Source organism: Planomonospora algeriensis, from assembly GCF_977012225.1.
The window spans coordinates 1-6,610 of the sequence record NZ_CDRNDK010000359.1 but is presented as its reverse complement, the minus strand read 5'-3'; the positions used below and the strand labels follow the sequence as shown (position 1 = coordinate 6,610).

General features: G+C 71.5%; 9 protein-coding genes. 2 read left to right on the top strand and 7 right to left on the bottom strand.

What is annotated here, in order from left to right; translation table 11 throughout:
* Positions 1 to 242 precede the first annotated feature (242 nt).
* Positions 243 to 713, bottom strand: a complete 471-nt coding sequence (locus ACWJ6R_RS27380; protein WP_449064988.1) for a hypothetical protein — start codon at positions 711 to 713, stop codon at positions 243 to 245.
* A 378-nt stretch (positions 714 to 1,091) separates the two neighbouring features.
* The gene (locus tag ACWJ6R_RS27375; protein ID WP_449064987.1) at positions 1,092 to 1,433 is read right to left on the bottom strand and encodes a DUF5713 family protein; all 342 of its coding nucleotides are present in this window, start codon (positions 1,431 to 1,433) and stop codon (positions 1,092 to 1,094) included.
* A 229-nt stretch (positions 1,434 to 1,662) separates the two neighbouring features.
* Between ACWJ6R_RS27375 and ACWJ6R_RS27370 the strand changes: the two genes are divergently transcribed.
* A complete protein-coding gene (locus ACWJ6R_RS27370) occupies positions 1,663 to 2,094 on the top strand; it encodes a hypothetical protein (RefSeq protein WP_449064986.1) in 432 nt (143 codons plus the stop codon).
* A 27-nt stretch (positions 2,095 to 2,121) separates the two neighbouring features.
* On the opposite strand, the gene ACWJ6R_RS27365 is transcribed toward ACWJ6R_RS27370, so the two are convergent.
* The 5 genes from ACWJ6R_RS27365 to ACWJ6R_RS27345 form a co-directional block, all read right to left on the bottom strand.
* A complete protein-coding gene (locus tag ACWJ6R_RS27365; RefSeq protein ID WP_449064990.1) occupies positions 2,122 to 2,385 on the bottom strand; it encodes a sensor histidine kinase in 264 nt (87 codons plus the stop codon).
* A gap of 10 nt (positions 2,386 to 2,395) precedes the next feature.
* Positions 2,396 to 3,823 carry a PAS domain S-box protein gene (locus ACWJ6R_RS27360; protein WP_449064985.1) on the bottom strand — a complete coding sequence of 476 codons (1,428 nt, stop codon included), beginning with the start codon at positions 3,821 to 3,823 and terminating at the stop codon, positions 2,396 to 2,398.
* Positions 3,824 to 4,069: 246 nt separating this feature from the next.
* Positions 4,070 to 5,026, bottom strand: a complete 957-nt coding sequence (locus tag ACWJ6R_RS27355) for an anti-sigma factor RsbA family regulatory protein (protein WP_449064984.1) — start codon at positions 5,024 to 5,026, stop codon at positions 4,070 to 4,072.
* Positions 5,023 to 5,871, bottom strand: a complete 849-nt coding sequence (locus tag ACWJ6R_RS27350; protein WP_449064983.1) for an MEDS domain-containing protein — start codon at positions 5,869 to 5,871, stop codon at positions 5,023 to 5,025. The genes ACWJ6R_RS27355 and ACWJ6R_RS27350 overlap by 4 nt, the downstream gene beginning before the upstream one ends.
* A gap of 176 nt (positions 5,872 to 6,047) precedes the next feature.
* On the bottom strand, positions 6,048 to 6,302 hold the full coding sequence (locus ACWJ6R_RS27345) for a hypothetical protein (protein ID WP_449064982.1): 255 nt from the start codon (positions 6,300 to 6,302) through the stop codon (positions 6,048 to 6,050).
* Positions 6,303 to 6,440: 138 nt separating this feature from the next.
* Here ACWJ6R_RS27345 and ACWJ6R_RS27340 point away from each other — a divergent pair.
* On the top strand, positions 6,441 to 6,610 hold a 170-nt coding region (locus tag ACWJ6R_RS27340; RefSeq protein WP_449064989.1), incomplete at its 3' end, for a DUF6203 family protein.

Here is a 6,610-nt window from a genome sequence, read left to right as displayed (position 1 = left end):
CGCAGGCGCCGCCCGGGCGCCGCGGGAGAGCCTGCCGCCGTCGCTGCGGGGCTGGAATCCGGAGCGGCGTGTGCGCACGGCATCGGCCGCCGGCCCCTGTGCGGGGCCTCGGAGGACGGGCACTTTATACCAAACAGAATTCAGCTTCTGTCTGGTATGGCGTTCTTCGCCTGCGGGAAGAGGGGGAACCGGCCCGCATGGCTCCCGCTGCCGCGGTGCGGCGCGCCCGGCGGCGCCGGCCCTCAGGGAAGAATCGGAAAGAGCGTGATCGCGATCGTGGGCGCGGGGGTCGGCGTAGGGGTCGGCGCCGGCACGGGGACGGGCGGGACCGTGCGGGCGGGTGAAGGCGCCGGCGAGGACTCCGCGGCGATCCGGGGGCCCTTCTCCACGAAGCGCTTGCGGACATGGCCCGTGACGCCGCCGTCGCCCTCGACCTCACGCCAGCGCTCCCGGGACCGACGGCATTCGCCGGTGGTGGCCCCACCGGAGACCAGCACGTCGACGGTCTTGTACTTCCCGTTCCAGGAATGGGGCCGCTTACCCGGCTTCCGGCGCACCTTGACGTAACCTCGGGGAACGTCGCGCACCTTGTACAGGCAGGTGCGTTCGCCTTGGGCGTGGACGGGCACCACGGTGAAGGCGCCGAGGGCGGCCAGGCCGCCACCGGCGACGACCGCCGCGGCAAGGATGGCGATGGCCCTCCTCGGGAACATCCCTCACTCCCGTCTGTCGATGTCGTGACTACGGCCTTGATGTCCGTATCCGCGCCACAGATAACCGACACGAGGAGTCATGTATCCGATATGTACCGTAGCCATAATGCTTCTTGTGGATATATCAGACAAAAGGTGCATTATGGGATTGTGGTGTTCCCTGCGCCGCCGACGCGATCCCGCACCGCGGTCTCCCCACTCGCCCCCGCGGCCCGCTCCCCCGCCACCGGCTCCCGAGATCCAGGGGATGTGGTTGGTTGTAGTGCTCAGGGCCACGACCTGGGGCGATACGGTTCCGGCGATCGGACGGAATCAACGTTCTGCTGAGCTCGTGGATCACGGAGCAGCCGGCCTGCGGCCCGCACGCCGACCGTCGCGTCACCACTCCCGGGCGGCGACCAACTCCTCCACGTCGGCCTCCGCGAACCCGTAGGCCGACGCCACGAACCAGAAGTCCTCGGCGATCACCTCGCGGGCGACGGTCTCGATCCCGCTGCCGGCGGCCTCGAACTCCGCCTCCAGCGCGTTGAACTCCTCCGTCGCGTCCTGCGTGAGCGCGTACAGCGCCGCCAGGTCCTGTGGCCGCTCGGCCTCGATCCGCCCGCACAGCCTCAGCAGGATCGCCCTGCCCTCATCGACGACGTGGTCGGGGAAGTAACCGTCGTCGTACATGCCCTTGAGGAAGTCATGATCAATGATCTGCTGGTTCGTCGGCGCCATCGCGGTCTCCTCGTCCTGTCGGCGGCTCGGCGCTCCGATGCTGCACCACGCCACCGACAGTGCCTGCCGGGGCGATGGGGAGCGCGCGCGGAAGCGGGCGGCGCGGCCGGCTCCATCGCGCCATGTCGCCGACCGGAGTGGCGTCGCCGTACCGCTCCCGGCCGGTGAAGCGAGGGAACGTCCAGGCGGGTCCCGTGCGCGGTCCGGCAGGGCGGGAAGGCACGGGACAATGGGGATCGCCATGGTCGTCTCCCCCTCCTGGTGCGCCCCGCACCCCGCCAACACCCATCCGATCCCTCGCGACGGCCGCCGCCACTGCGGCGTGCTGGAGCGCGTCCTGCGCCGCCAGTGGCCCGAATCCAGGCAACCCCCTCCGGAGCTCGTCACCGCCGTCGACGAGCTGGTGGCCCTTCCGGTGCACATCGCCACCCGGCTGGCCGAGGAACTCGACGAGATCTGGCTGGGCGTCGGCACCGTCCCCGATCTGGACGGCCTGGGAGCGCTGCGCGGGCAGCCCATCCGGCCCGGCAGCCCCGTGCGGTGGGCCGAGGCGTACGCCCTGTGCGCGTCGCGGCAGTTGGGAAGGCTGGTCCGGATGCTCGGCGGCCGGGAGAGCCTGGGGGAAGCGCGCTTCGTCCAGGCCGGGCGCCGCACCGCGTGATCTCGGCGCGTGACCGGCCTTAGCGCCTCATCTGCCGCCCGACCTTCCGGTTCGGGGTGGGAGCCCTTCGGGCATGGTCGGCAGGGTGAGGGTGAAGGTGGAGCCCTCACCGGGGGTGCTGGTGGCGGTGATGGTGCCGCCGTGCGCTTCGGCGATGGACCGGGCGATGGTCAGGCCCAGGCCGATGCCCTGTACCGCTTGTTCGACGGCCAGGTGGGTGCGGTAGAAGCGGTCGAAGACCAGGGGCAGTTCGTCGGCGGGGATGCCGACGCCGGTGTCGGTGACGGAGATGGATGTGGTGTCACCGGTGCCGGAGGCGTGAACGGTGACGGTCGCGCCGGGGGGGTGACGACTTGATCGCGTTGGACAGCAGGGCGCGGAGTGCGCCTGCCAGGTGGCCGCAGTCGGCGTGGAGGAGCCCGGCGTCGTCGAGGTGGACGTCGACGGTGTGGCCGTGGCGGCGGGCGAGCTCGGTGGTGGATTGCAGGGCTTGGTCGATGACGGCGCGGACGTGCACCGGTTGGGGGGTGATGAGGAGTCTGCCGGTGTCGATGGTGTTGGCGGTGAGGAGTTCTTCGACCAGGTGGTGCAGGCGGGCGGCGCCGCCGGCCATCGCGTCGAGCATGCGCCGCTGGGGGGCGGGCACCGGTCCGGCGTCTCCTTCGAGGAGGATCTCCAGGTAGCCGCTGATGGCGGTCAGCGGGGTGCGCAGTTCGTGGGAGACGGTGGCGATGAAGTCGTTCTTCGCCTGGTCGAGTTCCTTCAGGCGGGTGACGGTGGCCTGTTCCTGCTTGTAGGCGGTGCGCAGGGCCTCTTCGGCGCGGCGGCGGTCGGTGATGTCGTGCAGGAAGGCGTTGAAGAGCCACTGGTCTTTGTCGCGGATGGGCCAGATGGCGAGTTCGATGGGGAATTCGGTGCCGTCGGGGCGCTGGGCGGTGATCTCGAAGCGCCGGTTGAGGACTTTGGGGCGTCCGGTGGCCAGGAAGCGGGTCAGTCCGTCGCGGTGGGCGTTGCGGTAGCGGGGCGGGATGATCGTGTCGGCGAGTATGCGTCCGAGGGCTTCGCCGCTCGATATGCCGAACATGTGTTCGGCTGCGGCGTTCCAGCCGATGATGCGGCCCGCGGAGTCCATGGCGATGAACGCCTCGACCGAGGTTTCGATCATCTGCTCGGTGCGGGCCCGGCTGGCTTCCAGCGCCTCCTTGGCCCGCCGCCGGTCGACGATGCGGCCGAGCTGGTGCCCGAGGTTGGCCATGACCCGCATCAGCGGCCTGTCGGGCGGGAGGGTGTGGGTGGAGAAGAACTCCAGTACGGCCACGACGCCGTCGGCGGCGATGACGGGGAAGGCGAACGCGGCTCCCACGCCGAGGTCGGTCCGCCGGTGGCCCCGCACGAAGTTGGGGTCGCGGTTGACGTCGTGCGACCAGACGGGTTCGCCGGTGGCGGCGACGGTGCCGATGATGCCGGCGCCGCCGGTGAAGGTGGTGCGGGCGGTCACCTCGCGCAGGACGGTGAAGTCTTCGACGGCGCCGGCCCAGATGCCGGAGGAGACGAATCCGTCTCCGGATTCGGCGGGGACGCACAGGTGGCCCAGGGGCCAGCCGGCCAGTTTGCAGACGGCCTCGAGTGTCGCCCGGGCCGCGGGTTCGAGTTCGTCGGCCGTCCGCACCGCGTCGGCGGTGCTGTCGAGGAGTTCCACCAGTGCTTTTTCCCGGCCGGTGTCCGGCATGGCCGTTGTCCTTACTTCCGGGAGGCCGACGGGTGGTGCCGGGCGGATCGGTGGACGGCGGGTGCGGGCGGGCCGGGTGCGGCGGGTGGCGGTCGGGTCATGCGGCGGGTCTCCCCCGGCCTGCGGGGCGGGCCGGAACGGGTGCGGTCTACTGTCCGTCTGGGGAGCCTTCCCCGCTCGCGTTCTGGTATGCCGGGCGGTCGGTCGCGGGGCGGTGGGTCCTGGTTCGGGAAGTGGGGCGGGGTTTCAGTTCTGGGGGGCCGGGGTGAGGGTGAGGCGGAGGCGGACCATGGTGCCGGACCGGCGGGTGTGGATCTCCACGAGGTCGCACAGCTGGCGTACGACCCACAGGCCTCGGCCGTGGCGGGGGTCGGTGGAGGGCAGGTAGCCGGCGAAGTTGCGGGCCGGGTGGCCGCCGGGGTCGCCGGGGTCGCCGATGTCGCAGATAATCTCGTTCTCGTGGCGGTGGAGTCGTATCTCGCCTGTCCCGCCGCCGTGCTGGACGGCGTTGGTGGCGACCTCGTTGACGGCGAAGACGAGGATCTCGGTGTCGTCGTGCGACATGCCGAGGGTCGCCGCCTGGGCGGTCACGAAGGTGCGGACCTTGCTCAGGTCGCTGTCGAAGTGCATGCTGGCGCCGTGTCCGTGGTCGGTGAGCCGGTGGTTGCGGGTGTCTTCGAAGGTCTCGGGGTCGGTGTAGAGGGGGCTGGGGCGCGTGTGGGGGCCGGCGGCCAGGTGGGGGTGGGTGCGCCGGGCGTCCTCGGTGATCGCGGCGGGCAGGGTCCTGGTGTCGTAGGGGCAGACGATCCAGGCCGGTGAGCCGGCGAAGGCCAGGTTGATGACCGACTCGTAGCGGGTCCATTCGAGGGTCTGCGCGGGGTCGCGGCCGTGCCAGACCGGTTCGCCGATGATGCGGATCCGCCGGTGGGAGGCGCAGTGGCGGTCGACGTAGCGGTGGTAGGCGGCCAGGGCGCGTCCGGGGGTGTCGTACCAGGTGGCGGCTTCGGTGAATTCGATGTGGCGGGCGGCGGCGCCGAGGCTGTCGCGCAGCAGCGCGATGTTGGCCGGGGTGGTGACGGCCAGGACGGCGTCGTCGTTTTCCAGGCCGTCGAGGCAGAAGCCGGTGGTGGTGTCCAGGAAGGCCTGGTCGGAGTCGTAGATGAGCGCGTGGTGGTCGAGGCGGGCGGGCCGGCCGGCGGTCATGGGCGGGCCGCCCGCGGGGTCAGGACCAGTCGTGGTTCGCGGTCCCAGCCGACCAGGTGCATGATGTCGCGGAGCATGGGGGCCAGGTGCAGGAGGCGGAGCCTGCGGGCGGGGTCGAGGCGGCCGGCGGCGCGGGTCAGGGTGCGCAGGCCGGCGACGTCGATGAACTCCAGTTCGCTGAGGTCCACGTGGATGTCGCCGTCCCAGCCGGCGGCGGTCTGCAGTGCGGCCGCGAGCCCGTGGGCGTTGCCCTGGTCGATGGTGCCCGTCACGCGCAGGGTCCGGTGGCCCGCCTGGTAGGCGGGGAGGATGCGGACGAGGCCGTCGTGGTAGAGGGCGTTCATTCCCACGAGGGCGGGGTGGCAGCGGGTGAGGGCGCGGGTGCGGGCGGGGCCGAACAGGCGGGTGTCGTAGTGACAGACGGCTGTGGCCAGGCCGGTGGCGAAGACGGCGGCGACTTCGCGTTCGTATTCTTCGAGTTCTCCGGCTCCGGGCACGTCGCGCAGGGCCCAGCTCATCTCGCCGCTCACGCGCAGGCCGGTGTAGCCGTCGCGCAGGCTGCGTTCGGTCTCCTCTTTGAGGGCGGTGACCATGGCGTCGGCGTCGAAGCGGCCGGCGGCGAGGTAGCTGTCTTCGGCGGTGCGCACGCTCAGCTGCCCGCTGCACAGGGCTGCGGCGAGGTCGTCGGCGGGCAGCCAGGAGTGCACGGTCTGGGGACTGCGGCGGTCGGTGAAGTAGAGGACGCGCTCGCCTCGGGCCAGGCCGCCGGTGATGAAGGCGGCGGCCACTTCGCGTTGTTCGGCGTCGTCGGAGAAGGGCAGGCACAGGTGGTCGCCTGGTTCCACGTCGCGGACCTGGCGGACTACGGCGCCTGCTGTCATCGGAAGCGGCCTCGTGATCTGCGCTGTGGTGTCGGCGGGGGTGCCGGGGTGGCCCGGCGGAGCAGGGACCGTGTCCATCCTATGGTGCCGGGGGTGGCCGGTCGCCGGTGGGCGCTGCGGGGTTCGCGGCGTGGGCGCGGTCAGTGGATCTTCTTGACGAAGCGGCTGGCCGCGCGGTGGCTCATCCCGGTCTCGCCGCGCACCATGAAGACCGCCTGGTCGAACTGGCCGGTGGTTTTGAGTTCGCGGACCTGTTCGACCAGTTCGGGGCTGAGGGTGCTGCCGAGCAGGGCGTTGCGGGGCCGCTGGGCCAGCCGTACGGCCAGCAGGATCAGGCCGATGACCAGGGCGGCGAACAGGGCGGTGAGCAGGACGATGGAGAGCGTGTCGGTCATGGGGGCGTGGTCTCGCTTTCTCGGTGCCGATCAGCTTTGCACGGGCCCATTCAATCCCGGTCGCCGTCGCGGCGGTAGCCGGTCGGGGGTGTTTCGGCGGGTGGGCATACAGGCGGCCGGTCCGGGCAGGGGGCGGTGATGAGGAGACTGGTGAAGACGGTGGCCGCGCGGTGGCTGTCGCGTACTCCGCTGGGGCTGGCCGTGCTGGGGGCGTGGTGGTTGCTGGGGCGGCGCAGGAGGCGGCGGGCGGTCCGGGCCGGTGCGGTGCCGGACGCCGGTGTACGGCGGGCGGTCCGGCGCGGCCGGGA

Coding starts and splice junctions, on each gene's coding strand:
- ACWJ6R_RS27380 (WP_449064988.1), bottom strand. CDS start 713: ATGTTCCCGAGGAGGGCCATCGCCATCCTTGCCGCGGCGGTCGTCGCC.
- ACWJ6R_RS27375 (WP_449064987.1), bottom strand. CDS start 1,433: ATGGCGCCGACGAACCAGCAGATCATTGATCATGACTTCCTCAAGGGC.
- ACWJ6R_RS27370 (WP_449064986.1), top strand. CDS start 1,663: ATGGGGATCGCCATGGTCGTCTCCCCCTCCTGGTGCGCCCCGCACCCC.
- ACWJ6R_RS27360 (WP_449064985.1), bottom strand. CDS start 3,823: ATGCCGGACACCGGCCGGGAAAAAGCACTGGTGGAACTCCTCGACAGC.
- ACWJ6R_RS27355 (WP_449064984.1), bottom strand. CDS start 5,026: ATGACCGCCGGCCGGCCCGCCCGCCTCGACCACCACGCGCTCATCTAC.
- ACWJ6R_RS27345 (WP_449064982.1), bottom strand. CDS start 6,302: ATGACCGACACGCTCTCCATCGTCCTGCTCACCGCCCTGTTCGCCGCC.